This window comes from Mucilaginibacter lappiensis (assembly GCF_050433765.1).
Classification (GTDB): Bacteria; Bacteroidota; Bacteroidia; order Sphingobacteriales; family Sphingobacteriaceae; genus Mucilaginibacter; species Mucilaginibacter lappiensis_A.
The window spans coordinates 1-21,334 of record NZ_JBNPWP010000015.1 but is presented as its reverse complement, the minus strand read 5'-3'; the positions used below and the strand labels follow the sequence as shown (position 1 = coordinate 21,334).

Here is a 21,334-nt window from a genome sequence, read left to right as displayed (position 1 = left end):
TAGAGATTAAAATATATGGCATCTCATAGTGAATCAATAATAAGGGAACCGTTAATAACGGGTAAGGACATTACCTATGGTCAGATCACTGACGATATATTGCGCCCCGTAGAAAATATGCCAGGAAAAGCCTGGTGGATCGGTTTTACAGTGGCATCCTTAGGCGCAATGCTTTGGATATTTTCCATCAGCTACACCTTTTGGTATGGAATTGGATCATGGGGACTAAACAAAACAGTAGGATGGGCCTGGGACATTACCGGTTTCGTATGGTGGGTAGGTATTGGTCACGCCGGTACGCTTATATCGGCCGTATTGTTACTGTTCCGTCAAAACTGGCGTAACTCCATCAACCGCTCGGCCGAGGCCATGACCATCTTCGCGGTAATTTGCGCGGCCACCTATATCGGTGCTCACATGGGCCGCCCTTGGATGGCGCTTTACTCGCTACCGTTACCAAACCAGTACGGTTCTTTATGGGTTAACTTTAACTCGCCGCTTATCTGGGACGTATTCGCGATATCAACATACTTCTCGGTTTCATTGGTATTCTGGTACACAGGTTTATTGCCTGATATCGCTACCATCCGTGATCGTGCTACAGGCATACGCCGCCGCATTTATTCGGTATTATCATTCGGATGGACCGGTTCTGTTAAAACCTGGCAGCGTTTTGAAACTGTATCATTAATATTAGCGGGTGTATCAACACCACTGGTATTATCGGTACACACCATTGTATCAATGGACTTTGCCACATCGCTTGAACCGGGATGGCACACCACTATTTTCCCTCCTTATTTCGTTGCAGGAGCTATCTTCTCAGGTTTTGCCATGGTGCAAACACTGTTGCTGGTAACCCGTAAAGTATTAGGATTGGAAAACTATATCACCATGTTCCACATCGAATCCATGAATAAAATTATTCTGGTAACGGGTTCAGTGGTAGGTGTAGCGTACATTACCGAGTTCTTTATAGCTTACTACTCAGGTGGCGAATATGAACAATACACTTTCTTAAACAGGTTTATTGGTCCGTATTGGTGGGCTGCCTGTATGATGTATGGCTGTAACGTATTGATGACCCAAATGATGTGGTCGAAAAAAGTAAGGACCAACATCGCCATTTCATGGGTATTATCAATCATTGTAAACATAGGTATGTGGTTTGAGCGTTTTGTGATCATTGTAACTTCATTACACCGTGATTACCTTCCGTCAAGCTGGGCTATGTTTTACCCAACCTGGATTGATGTAGGCGTATTTATAGGATCAATAGGTTTGTTCTTTACGATGTTCCTGTTGTTCATAAGGGTATTACCCTCTGTAGCTATGGCCGAAGTAAAATTATTACTGAAGAGCTCAAGTGAGCAGGCTAAGAAGAAATTAATAGCCGAAAACGCCCATCTGGAGCCAGCTGAAGTAGAGTTCTACAAAGAAAATTTGATCAAGTTTGATAGTATTGACCATTCTGAATACGAAAAAGTATAATAACTGATGAGTAGCACTAAATTTATATTAGGCATTTTTGATGATCCCGATGACATGATGCACGGGATCGATAAACTACAAAAAAATAGTATCCCTATTTACGACGTTTACACGCCGATGCCTATACACGGTATTGATGCCAAACTGGGTATCAAGGATTCAAGATTAGGTTATGCAGCTTTTATGTTTGGCTGTATGGGCGGTACAACCATCTTTACGTTGGTTTACTACTTCCTGGCACATGACTGGCCAATGGATATTGGTGGTAAGAACTACTTTCCTATTCCGGATTTTATCCCGGTAACCTTTGAGTGGACGGTGTTGTTTGCCTCATTTGGTATGGCATTCACCTTCTTTTTTGCAACGCACCTTTTCCCGGGCCGCGCACCAAGGGTAATGGACCTGCGGGCAACTAACGATAAGTTTGTAATTGCTATCGATGCTAAAGGAAACACACCACACGAAGATATTAACAGTATATTAAAAGAAGCTGGAGCAAGTGAAGTTAAGCATAACGACAGAAAATATGTTAGCTATGAATAAATTTAGAATATTAGGAACAATAGTTATCATTATCGCAGCTTCGATTGTAGTTACGTCGTGCAAAGATAAAAGGAGTACCGGATGGGAGTACGCCCCTAATATGTATGAGCATCTCGCATACGATCCGGATCAAAAGAATCCGAACTTTAAGGACGGAAAAACCGCGCAGGTACCACCAGCCGGAACAATACCCGTAGGTTTTGTGAAGTTTGATTATCCGAACACAAAAGACGGCTATGAGCTGGCAAGCGTTGAGGTGAAAACCGTAATTGCCCAAACCCAGGCTAACTATAAAGATGGCAAAATTTTGTTTGAGCATTTTTGCTCACCATGCCATGGTGCTAATGGTCAGGGCGATGGTTTGGTAGTGCAGCACGGATATCCTGCTCCGCCATCATACTCAAAAGGCCAGTCATCACGCGGTGGCGCTATGAAAGACTTAACAGACGGTAAAATATATCATACCATTACTTACGGTGTAAATGCAATGGGATCTTACGCTTCGCAGCTTGATCCTCAGGAACGCTGGAAAGTGATCATGTATGTTCACCATTTACAAACTTTATAAGAATTAGAATTGAATGAAGACTCATAATAGTTTTGACGAGCAATTTGAATTTACCGGACAGGCAAAAACATTGAGCATAGCAGCCATAGTTATTGGTGTTATAACCATAGCCGGTGGCTTTTTAACCGGTAACGGTGAACGTACATTTGCCAATTTATTGCTGATGGGTTACTACTTTGCCTGTGTTTGTACAGCCGGTGTGTTTTTCTGTGCTTTACAATATGTAGCTCAGGCTGGCTGGTCTGCTTCTTTGCTGCGTGTGCCACAGGCATTTGCCAGGGTATTGCCTATAGCAGCTGTTATATTATTAGTTATAATAGGAGCAGGTTTAACCTTAACTCACACTACCGAAGTAGAGGGCAAGCAGGTTGTTGCTCCCTTTTTATATAAATTATGGCACGCACACGGTGTTACCACACCGGGCAGCGAAAATTACGACCCCATTTTAGCAGGTAAATCAGGTTACTTAAATGTGCCTTTCTTTTTTATCCGTTTAGTAGCATTTTTAGGTAGCTATAGCATTTTTGGTTGGTTACTTGCAAAATATTCTGAAACTGAAGATGAACTGGGCGGTTTATTCTACTACAGAAAAAGCTTTACCATTTCGGCAGCGTTTTTGGTGATCTTTGGATTTACCCAACCAATATTTTCTTTCGATGTGGTTATGTCATTAGAGGCGCATTGGTTTTCAACCATGTTTGGCTGGTATAACTTTGCCGCCATGTGGGTAAGCAGTTTATCAATCATTACCTTAATGATCATTTGGTTGAGGAAACAAGGTTATATGGAATGGGTATCACAAGATCACCTGCATAACCTGGGCCAGTTAATATTTGGTTTCTCTATATTCTGGACCTATGTTTGGTTTGCACAGTTCCTGCTTATTTACTATGCTAACTTACCCGAAGAGTCTGTTTATTTCTTCAGAAGATGGGAGCCTGAATTTAAACCATGGTTCTGGTTAGTTATTATTTTAAACTTTATGGCTCCATTGCTGATCATCATGTCCCGCGATTCAAAACGTGTTACCAGAGTATTGAGGGCTACTTGCTGGATCTTAGTAGTGGGTCACTGGCTTGATTATTTTATAATGATAATGCCTGGTACCGTAGGTCCGCAGTCTGAATGGTATACAGAAATTGGCTTGATTGAGCTTGGTGTTTTTATAGGCTTTGGCGGGTTATTTATTTTCCTGACATTGAATGCGTTAAGCAAATTCAAATCGCTTATTCCTAAAAAACATCCGTTCCTGCAGGAGAGCCTTCATCATCACATATAATAATTGTTATTTTTGCAACAAAATACAGAATACCAAACTGACATTAAAATGGGATTCAGAAAATTTATAAATTCTAAAACATTACTATCGTTCTTCGCTGCGTTTATGCTCCTGGGTACAAACCTGCTGATGGCGCAAACTGAAGCAGCTGCAAGTGCAACCGGGCAACCCGAAGCCCCACAGGTTGACTGGACAGGTGTTGCCTATTATTTGCTACTATTTTTCCTGGTATGCCTTGGAGTAGCCGTAGTAGGTAAAATTCTTAAAATATACGATCTGACACTTCAGATACAAGGCAAAAAAGGCCTTAAGTGGAATACCGTAATGGCTGTAGTTTGCCTGGTGTTCTTATTAGCAGGGTTATATGGTTCTTACTGGTCATTTACAGTACAGGGAAGCATGACCTTGCCTGAGGCGGCATCTGTTCATGGTGTTAAAATTGATGAGATGTTTACCATCACTACTGTTTTAACCATGATCGTATTTTTTATCACCCAGATATTATTGTTTGGATTTTTATTTCAATACAGGCATTCGGAAAAACGCCGGGCTCACTTTTTGCCACATAACAATACCATTGAAAAAGTTTGGACCATAGCACCAGCTATTGTTTTAACCATATTGGTTGTGTTTGGATTTTTCACCTGGCAAAAAATCATGGATAACACCGATGCTAAAGGTGAAGTCGCAGCAATAAATGTTGATATTACCGGTCATCAGTTTGCATGGGAGATACGTTACCCTGGTAAAGACGGAAAATTGGGCCCTAAAAACTTTACGTTTGTAAGTGCTGCAAATAAATTAGGCGTTAATTTTAAAAAGAAAAGCAGCTTTGATGATCTTTCGGCCGATACCATGTATCTGCCTGTTAATAAGTCAGTTAGGTTAAATATACAGGCACAGGATGTAATACATAGCGTTTACATGCCGCATTTCAGGGTTCAGCTTAATGCGGTACCGGGATTGCCTACCTTTTTTAAATTTACCCCAACTATTACTACTGCGGAAATGCGCAGAAAAACAGACGACCCTAAATTTGAGTACTTAGTTTATTGCAATAAAATATGCGGTGGCGGTCACTACAACATGCAAAAAGTTGTTCGTGTAGTTAGCGAAGCCGAATACCAGTCATGGTTATCAAGACAAAAACCTTATTTAACTGATGCGTTAAGAAAGGAGCTGCATTTTGCCGCAGCTGGTCAGCAAAAAACAGAGTCACAAAATAGGTTAGCGTTAAATAATTAATATAAGAATTAAGATAAGCGATATGTCAACATTAGCAGTTCACGACCACGGAGTAGCACATCACGACGATCACGGTCACGAACATCATCATAATCAATCTTTCCTGTCTAAATACGTATTTAGCATGGATCATAAAATGATTGCCAAACAATTCCTGATCACCGGGATCACCATGGCAGTTATTGCAATGATATTATCTATTCTGTTCAGGATCCAGTTAGCTTATCCTGATAAAACATTCCCATTGTTAACAACACTATTAGGTCGTTTTGCACCTAACGGACGTATAAGCGCCGATTTTTACCTGTCGCTGGTTACCATACACGGTACCATCATGGTATTCTTTGTGTTAACAGCCGGGCTGAGCGGAACTTTTGCCAACTTATTGATACCTCTTCAGGTAGGTGCGCGTGATATGGCTTCGCCATTCATGAACATGCTGTCATACTGGTTCTTCTTTTTAGCCAGTGTGGTTATGCTATCGTCTTTCTTAGTTCAAAAGGGGCCTGCCAGTGGTGGGTGGACCATTTATCCGCCATTATCGGCATTGCCAAAAGCCATGCCGGGTTCCGGGATGGGTATGACGTTGTGGCTCATTAGTATGGTAATGTTTGTGGCATCATCATTAATGGGTGGTATCAACTATGTAAGTACCGTATTAAACATGCGTACAAAAGGTATGGACCTTTGGAAAATGCCTTTAACTATATGGGCTTTATTCCTTACTGCTATTTTAGGTATCCTGGCATTCCCTGTATTAGTTGCAGGTGTGGTGTTATTGATATTTGACCGCAGCTTTGGTACCAGCTTTTATCTGTCAGACATTGTATTGAACGGTGTGCAGCAACCTTACGAAGGTGGTAGCCCTATCCTGTTCCAGCATTTATTCTGGTTCCTGGGTCACCCTGAGGTATACATCGTAATTATGCCGGCAATGGGTATCTCATCTGAGGTAATGTCGGTAAACTCACGTAAACCTATCTTTGGTTACCATGCCATGGTTTACTCACTTATTGGTATCACCGTATTATCATTCATTGTATGGGGACACCACATGTTTGTAACCGGTATGAACCCTTTCCTTGGTGGCGTGTTCATGATCACTACATTGATCATCGCGGTACCATCGGCGGTAAAAACATTTAACTGGCTGGCTACTTTATGGCGCGGTAACATCAGGTTTACTCCTGCTATGTTGTTTGCTATTGGTATGGTGTCATTCTTTATATCAGGTGGTTTAACCGGTATATTCCTGGGTAACGCTGCATTGGATATTAACCTGCACGATACTTATTTTGTTGTGGCCCACTTCCACCTGGTAATGGGTTCGGCAGCTATATTTGGTATGCTTGCAGGTGTTTATCACTGGTTCCCTAAAATGTTTGGTAAAATGATGGACGAGAAATTGGGCTATCTGCACTTCTGGTTAACCTTTATTGGTGCTTACCTGGTGTTTTTCCCAATGCACTTTATGGGTTTAGATGGTGTACCTCGCCGTTACTACGCCTTTACCGAGTTTGTAAGCATGCAACGCTGGTTAACAGTAAATACCTTTATTACATGGGCGGCTATTATGGCAGCTTGTGCACAGGTGGCTTTCATATACAACTTTATATCTTCTATATTCATTGGTGAAAAGGCTACACAAAATCCATGGGAATCAAATACCCTGGAATGGACCACACCAGTTGAGCATTTACACGGTAACTGGCCAGGCGAAATACCAACTGTTTACCGTTGGCCTTATGATTACAGTAAGCCAGGTGCCGAACATGACTTTATACCTCAAACAGTTCCTTTTTCACAAACCATGAGCTCAAATCTTCCTCATGATTTTGAAGATAACCCTGCAGGTTTAGAGGAGCTTAACAAATTTACAAGTACGCTGAAAGCAAACGAGCAAGTAAAATAATTTTAATACTTATCTGATCTTTTAGGGTACCGTGTTAAGTCTTAAGTCGGGAGTCTTAAGTTCTCAGTAACAACTCAGAACTTAAGACTTAGCCTTCAGGCTTAACATCGTACCCTAAATTTTTAGAAACATTTAAATGAGCATATCCGCATCTAAAAATAGGTTCCAGAAAATCAATCTCATAACAATCATTCTGCTTTTTGTTCTGATACTGGCAGGTGGCGTTGTGCGTAGTTCAGGTTCTGGAATGGGATGCCCCGATTGGCCTAAATGTTTTGGCAGGTATATTCCTCCTGTATCCAGCGCCGATCTGCCTAAAGACTATAAGCAAAAATATGTTGACCAGCGCTTAGCCAAAAATCAGCGTTTTGCTAAAACACTGGATGTATTTGGTTATAGTGATCTGGCCAAACGTATCCGCGACGACAGATCGATATTGGTACCCGAAGAATTTAACGCCAGCAAAACCTGGACGGAATATATTAACCGCTTAATTGGCGCCATATCCGGACTTTTCCTGTTGTTATCTGCGGTATATGCCTTTAGCTATTGGAAAAGCAGTAAGAGAATAGCTCTTTTAAGCATATTTAACGTAATACTGGTTGGCTTTCAGGCTTGGCTTGGGTCAATTGTGGTATCAACTAATTTGGTTGCTTGGATAGTTACGGTACACATGCTGCTTGCACTGGCTATATTAGCCATACTGATATATACCTATCATCAGGCAAAAGTACTGGGCAACAGTGTATTAAATACCAGTCCGCTCATATATGTAGTTACTTTTATTACCTTGATATTAAGCATTTTGCAGATAGCTTTTGGTACAGAGGTACGTGAAAAAATTGACGCTGTAGCGGCCCATTTTCAAGGCGGCTACCGTAACAATTGGATCATGAGCGCAGGCGATATATTTTTGCGTCACCGCGATATGGCCATATTGATATTTGTTATTAATGTATTGTTGTATGCTTTGGTGCGCAAGCGTTTTAGCAGACACTCTATACACCAGCAGTTAATGAGCTTCACCTTTTTGATGATCATGCTGCAGATTGTTACGGGGATATTATTATCATACTGGGCCCTGCCGCCGTTTGCACAGGCAGCTCATGTTGTTTTGGCAAGCCTGATATTTGGGGCGCAGTTTTATTTGCTTTTAAATTTACATCGGTCAGTTAACGTTAGGGGAATAAGTAAATGAAGTGGAGTGATTTTTCGAAGCTGATCAAATTAAGGCTCACTTTTTTAGTGGTATTTTCGGCTTCCATATCATTTTTGATAGGTAGCAGGGCAAATGGCCATATTGATTGGGTAAACTGGGTAAAACTTATTGTAGGGGGCTTTTTGGTAACATCAGCAGCCAATGCTTTTAATGAGATCATTGAAAAAGACCTGGATAAGCTAATGAAGCGTACCATGGACCGCCCTATCCCGTCAGGAAAAATGACCACCGGGCAGGCGTTGGTTTTAGGCTTGGGTATGGGTATGGCCGGAACCTATTTATTAGGCAGCCTTAACCTGTTAACCGGATTGCTATCGGTATTCTCTATTTTGTTATACGCGTTTGCATACACGCCGTTAAAGCGTAAATCACCGATTGCTGTGTTTGTGGGTGCCATACCGGGCGCATTGCCACCGCTTATTGGCTATGTGGCCGCTCAGCCAAATGGTAGAATTGATGAGATAGCCTTAATCCTGTTCGCGATACAGTTTGTATGGCAATTTCCGCATTTTTGGGCCATTGCCTGGGTTTTGGATGATGATTATAAGCTGGCCGGCTTTAGGTTGCTGCCAACCGGTAACCGCAATTTAGGAAGTGCGGTAATTACCTTTATATTTACATTAATATTGCTACCCGTTAGTTTATTACCATATTTTTATCATCATGGAGGTTATTGGTTAGCCGGGGTATCCTTAATATGTAGTTTAATATTCTTGTACCAGGCTTTTGGCTTGTTACGCACACGGCAAATAGAATCGGCTCGCAAATTAATGTTTGGCTCATTTATGTATTTACCCATAGTGCAATTAATGTTTTTATTTGATTTTATAGGAAAAGTGAAATGATGGCTCAGATACAAAAGAATAACGACAGGCTTGATCTGGCTCCCAAAAAGTTTAACATGTGGATCTTTATATTCACATCGTTTATGTTTTTTGCGGCTTTAACCAGCGGGTTTATCGTTTACAGCGGGGGCAGGGGGCATGGCCTTAATGTAATTATGCCCGATGCATTCAAATACAGTACTGCTGTTATTATATTAAGCAGTATTACCTTGTTTTTAGCGCAAAAGGCGGCAAAGGGATTACAGTTTGCCAAACAACGCATGTTTTTATGGCTCACATTTGCTTTAGGTGTTGCCTTTTTTATAATCCAGCTATATGCGTGGTATGTGTTAACGTATAAAATGAATATATACTTAACGGACCCCAACGCGTCGCGCTCGTTTGTTTATATATTTACAGGGATGCATTTATTACACATAATTGCAGCTATATTGTTACTATTGAATACCCTTAGGGGCACATACAGGAACATTCCACAGGTACGGAACTTGTATAAAATGGAAATGACTTCTATTTTTTGGCATTTTCTCGGAATTATATGGATTTATCTGTATGTTTTTTTACTTTTGAACCAAAATTAATACACCCATTATTTAAGTACAAATGAGTACAACAGTATCACAAATTGATGAAGTAAAAACAACTCCGTGGTCTGGAGGGAGATCTCCCTTCAATGTTGAGTACGGAAAAATAATGATGTGGTTTTTTCTCCTTTCGGATGCATTTACCTTTTCGTCATTATTAATTTCTTACGGCTCATTGCGTTTCAGCGCAAGCGTATGGCCAGCGGCAGATAAAGTTTTCCAATCGGTACCCGGTTTACTTGATAGCGGCGCGCCGTTAGTTTTCGTGGGTATAATGACCTTTATCCTTATTCTTAGTTCCGTTACCATGGTATTAGCTGTTGAGGCCGGCCATCGTAATGCAAAAAAAGAAGTTATCTGGTGGATGATAGCTACTGTAATAGGCGGCTTTATGTTCCTGGGATGCCAGGCTTTAGAGTGGGCTCACTTACATCATGAAGGTTTTTGGTGGGGAAGTACGCCAGCGCTTGAGGAATTAGGAAAGTTCTTTAACGAAGGTGGTACGGAAGCTGCAAGGCACATGACCGCTCAGGAATTTGCTAATTTATTCTTTACCATAACAGGTTTCCATGGTTTCCACGTATTTACGGGGGTAATTATCAATATCATCATTACTGTTAATGTATTGTTGGGTACTTACGAAAAACGCGGCAGCTATTTAATGATCGAAAAAGTAGGTCTTTACTGGCACTTTGTTGATCTTGTTTGGGTATTTGTATTTACATTCTTTTACTTAGTATAAAAAAATTATATATGTCAGCAGAATCACAAGAAGTTCACCACGAAGAGGGCGAACATCAAACAATGACCAAGGGAAGGATAGTAAAAGTGGCTCTTATCTTGTCTGCTATTACTGCAGTTGAGTTTATTATAGCACTGCTACTGGTACCAAAAGGCATTGTTCCAATACAATATGCAAATCCGGTTTATATCGTTTTAACACTGTTTAAGGCATTTTATATCGTTGCGTACTTTATGCACTTAAAGTTCGAGAAAATTGGTTTAGCATTAGCCATTATAGTGCCCATACTATTTATAATCGGTTTAATCCTGGTACTTACTAACGAGAGCCACCATTGGGTTAACCTGCGGGGATAATGAAGGCCGCTATATGGAAAAAAATTATAATCCTGGTGCTCATATTAGCAGTACCAGGATTTTTGTATTATTTACTTACCGCTAAAGGTAAAAACAGGTATAAACCGCTGGCCATTTACGGGCCAAAGGTGGTAGCCAAAACTGGTCACAAGTTTCACGGCAAGTTTATTCCGGATACTATTTACCATAAACTGCCTGCTTTTAACCTTACTGATCAAAACGGCAAGCCGGTATCTGAGACCACTTTTAAAGGGAAAATATTTGTAGCAAGCTTCTTTTATACACATTGCCCGGCAGTGTGCACCACCATTAACAGAAATTTGGGCTACCTGGCCGAAACATATATGAAAAACAAGATGGTGTACTTCGCCTCCATCACGGTTGATCCGCAGCATGATTCAACCACTGTTTTAAAGAAATATGCCGATAGCCTGAAACCCGCGTCAAACCGCTGGTTGTTTTTAACGGGTGATACCACATCTATTTACAGCCTGGCCCGCAAAGGGTTTTTGGTTGATGCCCTGAAAGCCGGTGATGACGATTACATATACAGCGACAAGCTGATCCTGATTGATCAGGATAAACGCATCAGGGGGTATTACTCGGGCGCTAATACCAATGATATTAACCGCCTTACTGACGAAATTAAAGTATTAATAGCCGAAGAGTTGCGCAAAGTTGATAAAGCCTTGTATTAGACATAAGAAACAAGATGTAAGAATCAAGAACCAGCATAAGGGATGCTTACACTAATGATAAAACAAAAAATGAATCTTGACTCTTTTGTCTTGATTCCTGAATCTTAAAAGAATGACTGATAAATTTATATTCCGCTTTGTTGCGGCAGTTACCATATTTGTAATAACAGTAGTTATCGTTTTAAACAGGCACCTCATCCCCGGGCCCGCGGTTGCCCCGGCATTTACCCCTTATTTGCCCATGCTTAATGCCGCACTGAATGGTACCTGTACCATACTGTTGCTTACCTCATTATACTTTATAAAACAGGGCAATATAAAAGTTCATAAAAGACTTAACATCATTACCTTTTGCCTGTCGTCATTATTCCTGGTATCGTACATCCTGTTCCATTACCTGATGCGTACCGATACCCTGTATGGCGATGCTAATTTTGACGGCGTGCTTTCGCCGGCAGAGCGAGCCGCGGCGGGTGGTATGCGTACCTTGTATCTTAGTATATTAGTACCGCACATTGTGCTGGCTGCAGGTGTTTTACCGCTTATTTTACTGAGTTTTTACCGGGGATTACAAATGCAGGTAGCCAAACATAAGAAACTGGTAAGATGGGCGTTCCCTATATGGTTATATGTTACGGCCAGCGGTGTTATTGTTTATTTGATGATACAGCCGTATTATCATTTTTAGTTAATAATTAGTTAAATTTGCCTATATGAAAACAGGTTTTAAAATTATATTATTTGTATTTGCCCTGGGCCTTTTGGTTTGCAGCAGGCAACCTGTAAAAGCTCAATGCGCGCAATGCGCCGCTACTGTCGAAACCAATAGCCAGTCGGGGGGTAATAAAGCAAAAGGCTTAAACAATGGTATTTTATTTTTATTAGGTGCGCCGTACCTGGCCGTAGGTATTGTTGGCTTTATATGGTATAAAAAATATCGCCGTAAAAACGTGGATATCAACATACGTAAAGAAAGACTGCACCTGAACTAAGGTTCGTGTTTCGTGTTTTCGGGTTCGTGTAATGTTTATTATGTACCACGAACCACACCCCTCGAACCACGGGCCCGTACCCGACCCACATCTAATGTACAATATTATGCCTCAAACGCCAAAATCATGGGCCATGCTTCACTGTAAATGCCCAAGATGCCGCAGGGGGGATATGTTTCAGGGAGGGGCTTATAGTTTTTCGAACAGGATAAACCTCAACTGCCCGCATTGCAATTTGCACTTTGAAATTGAACCGGGCTATTTTTATGCCGCCATGTATGTAAGCTATGCCTTAAACGTAGGCGAAGCATTGGGCCTTGCCTGGCTTACTTACCTGATAACTCATAACTCCGATTCGCCCTGGTTGTATTTAAGTGTCATAATTTTAGGTTGCTTTGCACTTGCACCTATAAATTTCAGATATTCGCGTGTGCTTTTATTATATTGGTTATCACCCAAAATACATTATCAGCCCTATTTAGATACCGATGATACACCAGGAAAGTCTTGAATTTTTAAAAGATCTTGCTAATAACAATAACCGTGAATGGTTTTTAGACAATAAGGCGCGTTACGATAAGGCCCGCGAAAATGTTATTGAATTTACCGCCCAATTGCTAAAGGAGATGCATAAGGTTGATCCCGCTATTGACGAGGCGCTCGACCCAAAAAAATGTGTGATGCGCATTTACCGTGATATCCGTTTCAGAAAAGATAAAACACCTTATAAAACTAACTTTGGTATAAGCCTGCCTACACAAGGTTTAAAGTTAGGCGGCGCCGAATACTATTTGCAGATACAGCCCGATGGTAACTCGTTTATTGCCGGTGGATATTGGTTGCCCGAGGCAGCACACCTAAAAGCTATACGCCAGGAAATTGATTATAATGCCCATGATCTGCGACAGATCATTGAGGACAAAGAATTTATTAGGTTATTTGGCGATTTTAAGCAGCAGGAGCAATTAAAATCTGTCCCGCGGGAATATAGCGCCGATAATGAGAACATCGACCTGTTGAAGCTTAAAAGCTTTATTGCCTGGCACAAACTGACCGACAAAGAGATGACTAAAAGTAACATTGCAGCACAAATAGCAGGGGTATGCAGCCACATATACCCGCTTAATGTGTTTTTAAGAAATGCCCTTGCCTAATATATTTAAACCCAATATTACAATGAAGATCAAATATTATCTGTTAGCCGTTGTTGTTTGCTTTAGCTTTTATTCCTGTAAGATCATGTCGCCGAAGGCATATAAAGCACTTATAGCTGAGCGCGATTCATTAACCACTCGTACCGAAACACTGGAAACCCAGGTTTTTCAGTTAAAGGCCGATACTATGCGCCTGAACCGGGAGTTAGCTAATCTGAGGAATAACAACAGTACGCTGAACAGTAACCTTAGCACCAGTTCATCAAAATTGAAACGTTTGGCTGCCGACCTGGAAAAGCGTGAGGCCCGTTTAAAAGAGGTGGAAGATATTTTGCGTAAACGCGATGAAGCAGCTAATGCACTTAAAAATAAGTTGCAGCAGGCATTGCTTGGCTTTCAGCAAAGTGGCTTAACAGTTGATATACGCAACGGTAAGGTATATGTTTCACTCGCAGATAAGCTGCTGTTCCCATCGGGCAGTATTATTATTGACGATAAGGGTAAAGCGGCCCTGAAGCAACTGGCCATTGTGCTGAATAAGGAAGCAGACATTAACATGGCCATTGAGGGACATACCGACGATAAGAAAGTAATAAACCTGGGCCAGATCAAAGACAACTGGGACCTGAGCGTTTTACGTGCCACATCAGTAACGCGCTACTTAACCGAAGTTGAAAAGGTTGACCCACATCGCTTAACCGCTACCGGTAAAAGCGAGTTCCAGCCCATTGACCCGGCGCCTACCAACGAGGCCCGCGCCAAAAACAGGCGCATTGAAATTGTGCTGACGCCAAAACTGGATGAGTTATATAACCTCATCACCAAATAAACAAAAAAGGTGCTTCGGAAGAAGCACCTTTTTTGTTTATTTAACCGCGTGTCATTGCGAGGTACGAAGCAATGACGCGCGAAGAGTGTTGAATACGGAGAGGGTAGAGGATAGGGTGATTTTAAATCCTTTACTCCACTACCTCCATTAACGTATTAAACATCACAAACTTTTCGTCAAAACGCTCCTGGTGGAAGCCCTGGAACTTGTGCAGGTGGTTCATGTAGTATTGTTGAAACTGTTCAATACTATCGGCATTATATTGAATGCAGTAGGTAACGCCCTCGTTAGGTGAGTCGATAACCGTTAATATTTTATAAGAGCTGAAACAGCCGGTAGCCATTATAGCAGGTATGTGAACAGTTCTGATCCAGTTAAGCCATTCGTCATGAATGCTTTCATCAATTATTATAGTGTCGTTATATACAATCATCGTGGTGCAAAAATAGTTAAATGGTTCATTAGTTCATTGGTTGAATGGCATGAATTATAACCATGCTTAATGAACTATTTACTAATTTACTAATGAACAAGTGAACCAATAAACCATCTACGAATCCGCCTTATCGCCCCTTAACAGCCTGAAACGTTTGCGGGCTTCATTTATCCAGAGGCTGCCGGGATAGTTGGTTATAATTTTCTGATACCATACCTTGGCGCTGGCTTTATCATTAAGGCGATTATCATAAATATCGCCCAGCATAAAAACGGCATCATCAGCCCATAGGTCGTTGGGGTGTTCATCGGCTATTTTTTTTAACAGCGGTACGGCATGGGCATAATTTTTTTGCTGTATCAAAATGCGCGATTTCGACATCAGGATATCATCGCTCAAGCTGTTCTTAGGAAATTTTTTATCAATACTATCTAATGTCATGATGGCCTTATCTGGTCGTTCAGCAAATATCTGCAGATCGGCCCGGGCATAGACCTTTAAGGCCCCACCTACGCTATCAATAGCGGTATTGTCAGCTATCAGCAGCAATAAATTAAGCGCGTCATTGGCAATTAACTGCGATGTGGCGGCCTTTAATACATCAAGCTGTCCTTTGGCCCAGGTAAAGTCGCCAGTATAGTAGGCCAGTTTGGCGTTTCGGAATTTGGCGTCCTGGTTTATATCGGTATTGGGAAAATCTTTTTCAACCTGGCTATATAGCAGGGTAGCCTCCCAGGGTTGGTTATTGATGAGGTATACATCGCCGAGGTCAAGCTTGCAGGAGGCCAGCAGCTCGGGCCTGATGTTGGGGATGTTTACAGCATCCTCCAGCAGTTTTTGCGCCTCCTTAAGTTTATGTAGTTTAAATGCCTGTAACTGTGCCAGCTTTTGCATGGCAAAAACGGTGCTGTTGTTACGGCCAAATTCGGTAAGCAGGTCGGTATAATCCTGTTCAAGCCCTACCAGATCGGCAGGCAGGTATTTGCCCGATGTTACCTTTAAATTTTTTGTATTGATCAGTTCAATTTTAGCAGGGATATACAGCGACAGGGTTTTACCCTTGCTTATAATAAACTCATATCCCCGTATGGCAGCATCATAAGCCTCGTTGGAGTTAAGGGTGCGGCACAATTCAAAAATACTGCTGCCATCGTCATTTTGCCTGCGGCTTAAAGCCAGTGCCTGGTTCAGGGCAAGGTCAAATTCCTTTTGCTGCATATACTGCCAGGTAAGCAGTTCGGTATAAATAATTTGCTGCGGGTCTTTTTGTATCCGCCTTAGTAAAGCACCTTTCAGCATGTTATAATCGCTATCGCCCTCATATATGGTAGCAAAGGCGTTTTCGGCCTGATTAATAAAATTAGGGTTCGCGGGTAAAAAATTCAGGTATTCTTCGGTCAGGGCAATCTTGTCTCTTTTAAAGCGGTACAGGTTTATCAATTCGTAAGTAAATGCCTCATTGTTATTCATTATTTTGCGGCCCTGCTGAAATATTTTTATAGCATAATCGAGGTTTGAGCTCTGGTAAAACTGACCAGCCAGGTTTGATATTTCGTTACGGTCGGCAGGCAGGTTTTTTATGAGGTCGTTATATATGGCATCGGCTTTATTAACGTTGCCCTGCTGGGTATAAACCGTGCCCAGCAAAATCTGATATTCATGAGCTTCGGGATGTTTACGTACCAGTTTTTTGGTCGCGCTTTCGGCCTCATCAAATTTTTTAAGGCTTAGCAGCGTATTAATGTAGTAGGTGTAGTAAGCTTCGTTATTCTGTTTATACAGTTTCTGGTATATTTCAAGTGCCTTTTGAGTTTCGCCGTTAGTGCTGTATTGCTTGGCCAGCAGCAGGTCGTTATCCTGCGCAAAAAGGCTGGCAGCCATTGTAAAAACAAGAATAATAGTACTGAATAAAGCCCTCATCTGCTCAAAAATAATCAATTAATATTTATAGTTTAGGCCGTTTCTTTTAATATTCATATAACGCTTTAAACGGGTAAAATTGTAGTGACATTTTGATAACATTAAGTTATTTAACTAATTTGACCAGAATAATAAAATGGGGAAAATTCACCATGCTGGGCCAATTGAAACACCTGCTACTAATTGTTTTTATAGTCACCTTATGTTCCTGCAAGGATAAGGTAAGGCAAATACCTATAATTGATTTTTTTAAGACCCCCGAAAAAAGCGTTTATAAAATATCGCCCGATGGCAAGTATGTTTCTTATTTAAAGCCATATAAAGATAAACAGAACCTTTTTATACAATCATTGGCCGATGGTAAAGAATGCATGGCAAGCTCGTTCACCGATTATTCGATACGGGGCGATTACTTCTGGACCTATAATAACCAGCTGATTTTTAGCCAGGACATTATTGATAATGATAGTTTAAAAATGTATGCTATTGATGTAGCTACCCAAAAGATGCGCATTATCCTGTCGCAGGAAAAGGTACGGGTGAGCCTGGTTAACCGCAATAAACAACAGCCCGATGTGATCACCATTAGGATGAATAAGCGCGATCCCGCAAATTTTGATATATACCACCTTAATATAAAAACAGGCGAATTGCAACCTTACCTGGTAAACCCGGGTAATATAACAGAGTGGTTTCCGGATGCTGATGGTAAAATACGTTTGGTTAAATCATCAGACGGGGTAAACGAAACCATTTTATACCGACCCAATGATAATGCGCCCTTTAAACCTATTATTGAGAATAATTTTAAGAACTCGGTAAAACCAATTGCTTTTACAGGGGTAAAAAACTATTTCTATGCCCTGTCAAACGTTAACCGCGACAAAACAGCGCTGGTTGAAATCAATGCGGAGGATGGCAAGGAGCAAAAAACAATTTTTAGCTGCAGCAAAGCCGATGTATTATATGTTGAATATTCAAAAAACAAACGGCGGGTTGAGTTTGCCGGTTGGGAAGAAGCAAAGCCGCGTAAACATTTTTTAATACCGGCTATTGAGCACATATACCATAATTTGCAGCAACGTCCGCAGCTTAAGGGTAACGAAATACGGGTGATAGACCGGGATAGCGCCGAAAATAAATTCATTTTAAATACCTATACCGACCGCAACCCCGGTTCTTATTATCTGTATGAAAGTAAAACAGATAAACTAACTAAACTGGGCGACATAAATTCAAGTTTGGTACCCAATGAGTTATGTGCTATGCAACCCATTACCTATAAAGCACGTGATGGCTTGCTCATAAATGGATATTTGACCTTACCACTGGGCACCAAACGCACCAATTTACCCATAGTGGTGATGCCGCATGATGGCCCCTGGAACCGCGACTCGTGGGGGTATGATGAGCAGGTACAATTTTTAGCCAACAGGGGTTATGCCGTTTTTCAGGTAAATTACCGTGGATCAACCGGGTATGGCAAGGCTTTTTGGAGTGCGGGCTTTAAACAGGTAGGCGGTAAAATACAGGATGATATAACTGATGGGGTAAACTGGCTTATTGATAAAAAAATAGCCAACCCTAAAAAGATAGCCATCTTTGGCGGTCGCTTTGGTGGGTTTTCTGCATTGTATGGGGTATCGTTCCATCCTGAGCTTTATAATTGCGCCGTTGTACAATATGGGCTTATTAATTTTTTTACGTTTATAAAAGATGCACCGCCATTTTTTAAACCATATTTAAAAATGACCTACGAAAAGGTTGGAAATCCTGAGACTGACGCCGATCAGTTAAGGGCCATTTCGCCGGTATTTCATACGGATAAAATAAAAGTTCCGTTAATTATTTTTCAGGGGGCAAAAGACCAGCGTGCAAACATTAGTGAGTTAAATCAGTTTGTACGTGAGTTGCGTAAGCGAAACGTTGATGTGAAGTATTTTTTAAAACCAAATGAACGCGCCTTTTTCAGAAGCGAGCATACCCGTATGGAAATGTATGCCGAGATAGAAAAATTCCTGGAGAATAACATGCGGGTTAAACCTTAAACCCCTATGCAAGTACATAAAAATGTTTACCGCAAAAATTTTTCACTGATCATCATATTCCTGGTGCTCATATCAGTGACTTTTGTGGTTGCACTTTTTGTATCCTTTAACCTTACGGCAAAATATGTGGAGAACGAGTTTGCTTCTAAAAAAATAGAAGTACTTGAGCAAACCATTAAACCCTACAATGATTTTTTTCAAAACAAAATACCCGAGGTAACCTCCTATCAGGGCTTTTTAGATTCGGCATCTGCAGCTAAGTATGCGGCATCGGTTTTTCATGACTATGCGTTTGTAAAAAAAATTGTTTTTTATGATGTGCTGATAGGGAGCAAGACCAATATTACTGTCCGTAAAAATAATCTGGACATATCGGTTAAAGGGATATACCAATATGGGATACTGAACGGTAAAGTATACGGCACTAAACAGACCAGGCCTGCTGATGAATCTGATTTTAGGGTTATGGCCGATAAACTGAGTGACTTTATTGCTTTTTCAGATACCTCACGTGTATCAACCCAGGATGAACTGTTTAAAACGTTTTGGGATGTAAAATCAGATAAAATAACCTATACTAATATATTGCGGCGCGAGGATATCAGGATATACCGCGAACTACAGCAGTTTAATACCCCTTCGGCATCATATAAACAAAATATGATGACCTTTTACCTCGATCCGTATTTACTAAAGGTAAAAAACTCGCGGCATGAGCTGTACCAGAATGTATCGATACAACCCGTAGTGTATGATCCTATTGACAGCGAGGGTGATAAAATGATAACTGAGGTGTCATTTCCCGGGGCCTTTTCTGATTATAAACTGTTTTTTAGTTCGGAACAAGGTTATCTTACGGCCGAAATTAACCGCCGGTTTATGCCTATTGGTGCAGTGGTGTTATTGATATCGCTTTTTTTGGTGCTGATAGGCTGGCTTATTTACCGTAATTTAAATGTTAACCTGAAGCTGTTTAAGCTGCAGTACGATTTTATAAACAATTTTACCCATGAATTTAAAACACCTGTAAGTGTGATTAAAATTGCCGGTTCAAATTTACGCGGCGATGGTGAACTTACCGAAAGACAGCGTAAGCACTACGGTAAAATTTTAGATGAAGAAGCGGATAAGCTGAACGATCTGATGAATAAGCTGTTATCATTTACCCAGCTCGAAAACAAATCCATCACCCTAAAAAAAGAAGAAATAGTTGTTGATGATTTTGTTAGGCGATATATTGATACCTTTAAAATTAAATATCCCGATTTTAAATTGAACTTTAAGGCGAGCGGGGTTCGTACATTTTATGCTGATCCGGTACTTTTGGGTAGCGTGTTTCAAAACCTGATTGAAAATGCTTACAAGTACTCGCATCCGCAGAAAAAAGAACTTAACATAAATATTGCACATGAAAAGAGGAATATTGTGTTTTCATTTGTTGACAGGGGCATAGGGATCCCTAAAGAGGAACTGAATAATATTTTTAAGAAATTTTACAGGATAGAGAACCAATATAACCAAAATGGGAGTGTGGGTTTGGGTTTGGCATTTTGTAAAGAACTGGTTAATTTTATGGATGGAGAAATAACTGTTCACAGTAAAATTAATGAGGGCTCAGAATTTAAAGTTACGCTTCCATACGAAAATTAAGATATGAACAAAGAAATTAAAATTGCGCTGGTTGAGGATGATGAGAACCTGCGTTTCCTGGTGGCAGAACGTTTGCAGTCAGAAGGTTATAAAGTATTGGAAGCCGATAATGGCGACGATGCCGAAAATATAATACTGGAAGAACAGCCCGATATTGTTTTGCTGGATTGGATGCTGCCCGGTAAACCCGGATCGCAGGTGTGTAACAACATCAGGGAAAAAGGTTATGACAAGCTTATTATTATGATGACGGCCAAAGCCCAGGATGTTGACAAGATTGAGGCTTATAACTTTGGCGTATCTGATTATATTACCAAGCCTTTTAACATGGATGTGCTGGTTGCGATGATTGATAATAAGATCAAATTTTCGTTGAACAGCGAAAAATCAGAGTCGTACAGGTTTGCCAATATGGAACACCTGCCAAATACCCATTTGCTCATCAGGGATAATCGCAAAATTGAGCTTACCATTTTGGAAAACAGGATATTGCTTTATTTCCTGAAAAACAAGAACAAGGTTATAAACCGCGAAGAACTGATGATGGAAGTTTGGGGTTACAACGCCGATGTAAACACCCGCACCCTTGATATGCACATTGTGCGCCTCCGCAAAAAAATTGAAACCAACGCCGATTCGCCGCAATACCTGCAAACTGTTAGGGGTATTGGGTATAAGTTTGTTTATAATCAGTAAGGGAAAGCGACTCATCTTGATATTCTCCACCATGTCATTGCTGTAAGGGTTTAGTAATTCGATGACAAGGTAGCAGGTTTATTTTGTGTTGTTTAAGGTGATCATATCAATAGGTCTTTTTCCACCA

22 protein-coding genes are annotated in these 21,334 nt (G+C 40.9%); 20 read left to right on the top strand and 2 right to left on the bottom strand.

The features are described from left to right. Positions 1-15 precede the first annotated feature (15 nt). The 17 genes from nrfD to M2273_RS29175 all read left to right on the top strand — a co-directional run bounded on the left by nrfD (position 16) and on the right by M2273_RS29175 (position 14,457). Positions 16-1,491 carry an NrfD/PsrC family molybdoenzyme membrane anchor subunit gene (nrfD, locus tag M2273_RS29255; protein ID WP_429401690.1) on the top strand — a complete coding sequence of 492 codons (1,476 nt, stop codon included), beginning with the start codon at positions 16-18 and terminating at the stop codon, positions 1,489-1,491. Positions 1,492-1,497: 6 nt separating this feature from the next. Then, positions 1,498-2,034, top strand: a complete 537-nt coding sequence (locus tag M2273_RS29250) for a DUF3341 domain-containing protein (protein WP_429401688.1) — start codon at positions 1,498-1,500, stop codon at positions 2,032-2,034. After that, a complete protein-coding gene (locus tag M2273_RS29245; protein ID WP_429401686.1) occupies positions 2,027-2,602 on the top strand; it encodes a c-type cytochrome in 576 nt (191 codons plus the stop codon). The genes M2273_RS29250 and M2273_RS29245 overlap by 8 nt, the downstream gene beginning before the upstream one ends. A 13-nt stretch (positions 2,603-2,615) precedes the next feature. Continuing rightward, a complete protein-coding gene (locus tag M2273_RS29240; RefSeq protein ID WP_429401684.1) occupies positions 2,616-3,881 on the top strand; it encodes a quinol:cytochrome C oxidoreductase in 1,266 nt (421 codons plus the stop codon). 48 nt (positions 3,882-3,929) lie between these two features. After that, positions 3,930-5,126 (top strand): cytochrome c oxidase subunit II, encoded by a 1,197-nt coding sequence (locus tag M2273_RS29235; protein ID WP_429401682.1) that lies wholly within the window; start codon positions 3,930-3,932, stop codon positions 5,124-5,126. A 22-nt stretch (positions 5,127-5,148) separates the two neighbouring features. After that, entirely contained in the window at positions 5,149-7,038 is a 1,890-nt protein-coding gene (locus tag M2273_RS29230; RefSeq protein WP_429401680.1) for a cytochrome c oxidase subunit I, read from the top strand. 136 nt (positions 7,039-7,174) lie between these two features. Then, positions 7,175-8,236 (top strand): COX15/CtaA family protein, encoded by a 1,062-nt coding sequence (locus tag M2273_RS29225; protein ID WP_429401679.1) that lies wholly within the window; start codon positions 7,175-7,177, stop codon positions 8,234-8,236. Next, the gene (gene cyoE, locus M2273_RS29220) at positions 8,233-9,102 is read left to right on the top strand and encodes a heme o synthase (RefSeq protein WP_429401677.1); all 870 of its coding nucleotides are present in this window, start codon (positions 8,233-8,235) and stop codon (positions 9,100-9,102) included. Before M2273_RS29225 ends, cyoE begins: the two co-directional genes overlap by 4 nt. Beyond that, on the top strand, positions 9,099-9,683 hold the full coding sequence (locus M2273_RS29215; protein WP_429401675.1) for a cytochrome c oxidase subunit 3: 585 nt from the start codon (positions 9,099-9,101) through the stop codon (positions 9,681-9,683). Before cyoE ends, M2273_RS29215 begins: the two co-directional genes overlap by 4 nt. Positions 9,684-9,705: 22 nt before the next feature. Beyond that, complete coding sequence (locus M2273_RS29210) at positions 9,706-10,428, top strand: cytochrome c oxidase subunit 3 (RefSeq protein WP_429401674.1); 723 nt, start codon at positions 9,706-9,708, stop codon at positions 10,426-10,428. A gap of 11 nt (positions 10,429-10,439) precedes the next feature. Continuing rightward, positions 10,440-10,784, top strand: a complete 345-nt coding sequence (locus M2273_RS29205; protein WP_429401672.1) for a cytochrome C oxidase subunit IV family protein — start codon at positions 10,440-10,442, stop codon at positions 10,782-10,784. Then, positions 10,784-11,482, top strand: coding sequence for an SCO family protein (locus M2273_RS29200; protein ID WP_429401670.1), 699 nt, complete (start codon positions 10,784-10,786; stop codon positions 11,480-11,482). The genes M2273_RS29205 and M2273_RS29200 overlap by 1 nt, the downstream gene beginning before the upstream one ends. Before the next feature lie 112 nt (positions 11,483-11,594). Further along, a complete protein-coding gene (locus M2273_RS29195) occupies positions 11,595-12,170 on the top strand; it encodes a DUF420 domain-containing protein (RefSeq protein WP_429401668.1) in 576 nt (191 codons plus the stop codon). Positions 12,171-12,195: 25 nt separating this feature from the next. Next, entirely contained in the window at positions 12,196-12,474 is a 279-nt protein-coding gene (locus M2273_RS29190; RefSeq protein ID WP_429401666.1) for a hypothetical protein, read from the top strand. Positions 12,475-12,514: 40 nt separating this feature from the next. Then, the gene (locus M2273_RS29185; protein ID WP_429401664.1) at positions 12,515-12,985 is read left to right on the top strand and encodes a DUF983 domain-containing protein; all 471 of its coding nucleotides are present in this window, start codon (positions 12,515-12,517) and stop codon (positions 12,983-12,985) included. Continuing rightward, a complete protein-coding gene (locus tag M2273_RS29180; protein WP_429401662.1) occupies positions 12,963-13,628 on the top strand; it encodes a DUF2461 domain-containing protein in 666 nt (221 codons plus the stop codon). Before M2273_RS29185 ends, M2273_RS29180 begins: the two co-directional genes overlap by 23 nt. A gap of 22 nt (positions 13,629-13,650) precedes the next feature. Next, entirely contained in the window at positions 13,651-14,457 is an 807-nt protein-coding gene (locus M2273_RS29175) for an OmpA/MotB family protein (RefSeq protein ID WP_429401660.1), read from the top strand. Between the two features lie 130 nt (positions 14,458-14,587). Here the strand turns inward: M2273_RS29175 and M2273_RS29170 are convergent, their stop codons facing one another. Next, entirely contained in the window at positions 14,588-14,890 is a 303-nt protein-coding gene (locus M2273_RS29170) for a DUF4286 family protein (protein ID WP_429401658.1), read from the bottom strand. Between the two features lie 117 nt (positions 14,891-15,007). Continuing rightward, the gene (locus tag M2273_RS29165; RefSeq protein WP_429401656.1) at positions 15,008-16,774 is read right to left on the bottom strand and encodes a tetratricopeptide repeat protein; all 1,767 of its coding nucleotides are present in this window, start codon (positions 16,772-16,774) and stop codon (positions 15,008-15,010) included. A gap of 158 nt (positions 16,775-16,932) precedes the next feature. On the opposite strand from M2273_RS29165, the gene M2273_RS29160 reads away from it, so the two are divergent. The 3 genes from M2273_RS29160 to M2273_RS29150 are packed head-to-tail and all read left to right on the top strand — an operon-like array spanning position 16,933 to position 21,207. Then, the gene (locus M2273_RS29160) at positions 16,933-18,861 is read left to right on the top strand and encodes an alpha/beta hydrolase family protein (RefSeq protein ID WP_429401655.1); all 1,929 of its coding nucleotides are present in this window, start codon (positions 16,933-16,935) and stop codon (positions 18,859-18,861) included. A 6-nt stretch (positions 18,862-18,867) separates the two neighbouring features. Beyond that, positions 18,868-20,511: a sensor histidine kinase gene (locus M2273_RS29155; RefSeq protein WP_429401653.1), complete on the top strand. Its 1,644-nt coding sequence runs from the start codon at positions 18,868-18,870 to the stop codon at positions 20,509-20,511. Positions 20,512-20,514: 3 nt separating this feature from the next. Beyond that, a complete protein-coding gene (locus M2273_RS29150) occupies positions 20,515-21,207 on the top strand; it encodes a response regulator transcription factor (protein WP_429401651.1) in 693 nt (230 codons plus the stop codon). Positions 21,208-21,334: the final 127 nt, after the last annotated feature.

Coding starts and splice junctions, on each gene's coding strand:
- M2273_RS29190 (WP_429401666.1), top strand. CDS start 12,196: ATGAAAACAGGTTTTAAAATTATATTATTTGTATTTGCCCTGGGCCTT.
- M2273_RS29240 (WP_429401684.1), top strand. CDS start 2,616: ATGAAGACTCATAATAGTTTTGACGAGCAATTTGAATTTACCGGACAG.
- M2273_RS29225 (WP_429401679.1), top strand. CDS start 7,175: ATGAGCATATCCGCATCTAAAAATAGGTTCCAGAAAATCAATCTCATA.
- M2273_RS29180 (WP_429401662.1), top strand. CDS start 12,963: ATGATACACCAGGAAAGTCTTGAATTTTTAAAAGATCTTGCTAATAAC.
- M2273_RS29150 (WP_429401651.1), top strand. CDS start 20,515: ATGAACAAAGAAATTAAAATTGCGCTGGTTGAGGATGATGAGAACCTG.
- cyoE (WP_429401677.1), top strand. CDS start 8,233: ATGAAGTGGAGTGATTTTTCGAAGCTGATCAAATTAAGGCTCACTTTT.
- M2273_RS29195 (WP_429401668.1), top strand. CDS start 11,595: ATGACTGATAAATTTATATTCCGCTTTGTTGCGGCAGTTACCATATTT.
- M2273_RS29250 (WP_429401688.1), top strand. CDS start 1,498: ATGAGTAGCACTAAATTTATATTAGGCATTTTTGATGATCCCGATGAC.
- M2273_RS29210 (WP_429401674.1), top strand. CDS start 9,706: ATGAGTACAACAGTATCACAAATTGATGAAGTAAAAACAACTCCGTGG.
- M2273_RS29165 (WP_429401656.1), bottom strand. CDS start 16,774: ATGGCTGCCAGCCTTTTTGCGCAGGATAACGACCTGCTGCTGGCCAAG.
- M2273_RS29245 (WP_429401686.1), top strand. CDS start 2,027: ATGAATAAATTTAGAATATTAGGAACAATAGTTATCATTATCGCAGCT.
- M2273_RS29200 (WP_429401670.1), top strand. CDS start 10,784: ATGAAGGCCGCTATATGGAAAAAAATTATAATCCTGGTGCTCATATTA.
- M2273_RS29230 (WP_429401680.1), top strand. CDS start 5,149: ATGTCAACATTAGCAGTTCACGACCACGGAGTAGCACATCACGACGAT.
- M2273_RS29155 (WP_429401653.1), top strand. CDS start 18,868: ATGCAAGTACATAAAAATGTTTACCGCAAAAATTTTTCACTGATCATC.
- M2273_RS29175 (WP_429401660.1), top strand. CDS start 13,651: ATGAAGATCAAATATTATCTGTTAGCCGTTGTTGTTTGCTTTAGCTTT.
- M2273_RS29205 (WP_429401672.1), top strand. CDS start 10,440: ATGTCAGCAGAATCACAAGAAGTTCACCACGAAGAGGGCGAACATCAA.
- M2273_RS29170 (WP_429401658.1), bottom strand. CDS start 14,890: ATGATTGTATATAACGACACTATAATAATTGATGAAAGCATTCATGAC.
- M2273_RS29215 (WP_429401675.1), top strand. CDS start 9,099: ATGATGGCTCAGATACAAAAGAATAACGACAGGCTTGATCTGGCTCCC.
- nrfD (WP_429401690.1), top strand. CDS start 16: ATGGCATCTCATAGTGAATCAATAATAAGGGAACCGTTAATAACGGGT.
- M2273_RS29185 (WP_429401664.1), top strand. CDS start 12,515: ATGTACCACGAACCACACCCCTCGAACCACGGGCCCGTACCCGACCCA.
- M2273_RS29235 (WP_429401682.1), top strand. CDS start 3,930: ATGGGATTCAGAAAATTTATAAATTCTAAAACATTACTATCGTTCTTC.